The following is a 1,502-nucleotide window of genomic DNA, read 5'->3' as shown; positions in this document are numbered from 1 at the left end:
TTGAGCACGGAACCGATACGGCTGCGGGACAACGTGGTGAAACGCGCAGAAATCAAAGCGAACGTATTACGCATGAGAATGCCTTTCTAGGCGTGACAGATTAGGGGAATTCGTCAATTCCGAGTACAGGATACGGCTGTTTGCCTACGGTAACGTTTGTGCAACCTCACAAAAGGCACGTGTCGATTTTGTGTTGTGTCAAATTGTTTTGACTTGCATACCGGCGTAAATAATTAACACTATGGCGTCAATTGTCAAAAAACTACTGATTGCAAACCGCGGCGAAATCGCCCTGCGTGTGGTGCGTACCGCTCGCGAAATGGGCATATCCACTGTCGCGATATATTCCGAGCAGGATCGCGAATCGCAATATGTCGATCTTGCCGATGAAGCGTTCCTGCTGAGCGGCGATACCTACAAGGACACGTATCTCAACGAGGATGCGCTTATCGACATTCTTCAGCGTACCGGTGCGAACGCGGTGCACCCCGGGTACGGATTCCTGTCCGAAGTGCCGAGCTTCGCCAGCAAGGTCGCACAAAGCGGTGCCATTTGGGTCGGCCCGAGCCCCGAAGCCCTGATCGAGCTTGGAGACAAGATCAGCGCCCGCCGCGTGGCGGCACGAGCCAAAGTTCCGCCGGTTCCCGGCTTGTCCGAACCGGTGAGCAGCGTCCGCAAACTGTTGGACTTCGCGCACACCTACGGCTATCCGGTCATGATGAAGCGCACCGATGGCGGTGGCGGCCATGGCATTACCGTCGTGAACGACGATGAGGAGCTGCGGAGGTTCTTCGCCAGCCATGATTCCTTGCAGGGCGGCGATTTGAACGCATATTTCGTAGAAAAGTTCGTGCGTGCCGCACGCCATGTCGAAACACAGTGCGGACGTGACTCCCACGGTAACTTCACCGTGTACTCCACCCGTGACTGCTCGTTGCAGCGTCGTAATCAGAAGCTTGTGGAGGAGGCGCCGGCGCCGTTCCTCAGCGACGCCATTATCGACACGCTCGGCGAGTATTCCCGCAGACTGTTCGAAACCGTGGATTATGTAGGGCTCGGAACATGCGAATTCATGGTGACCGAGCAGGGCAAGGTCTACTTCCTTGAAGTCAACCCACGATTGCAGGTCGAACATACCGTCTCCGAAGAGGTAAGCGGTCTCGATCTGGTACGAGAGCAGCTCACCATTGCAGACGGCGGCGAGCTGACCCAGGCACCGGCACCGCGTGGGCACAGCTTCGAACTGCGCATCACCTCCGAAGACCCCAACACCAACCTGACTCCGGCTGCCGGCACGCTGGAACGCATCATGTGGCCTACCGGACCAGGCGTCCGCATCGACACCGGTGTGGTCGAAGGCGACTCCGTATCGCCGAAATTCGATTCGATGATGGGCAAGGTCATCGTCACCGCGCAGGATCGCGAAACCGCAGTAGCCCGTGTGCGCCGCGTACTCGATGAGCTCGTGATCGAAGGCATGCCCATGTTCCGCGGTGAAATCG

General features: G+C 57.4%; 1 protein-coding gene. It reads left to right on the top strand.

Features of this window, described 5'->3' with window-relative positions:
• Nucleotides 1-241: 241 nt before the first annotated feature.
• The coding region (locus ACR0P8_RS09725) for an acetyl-CoA carboxylase biotin carboxylase subunit (protein ID WP_432624850.1) at nt 242-1,502 on the top strand (1,261 nt) is incomplete at its 3' end.

Source organism: Bifidobacterium sp., assembly GCF_050874245.1.
Taxonomy (GTDB): domain Bacteria; phylum Actinomycetota; class Actinomycetes; order Actinomycetales; family Bifidobacteriaceae; genus Bifidobacterium.
Note: the sequence above shows the minus strand (reverse complement) of the source record. Positions and strands in the feature narration are given on the sequence as shown.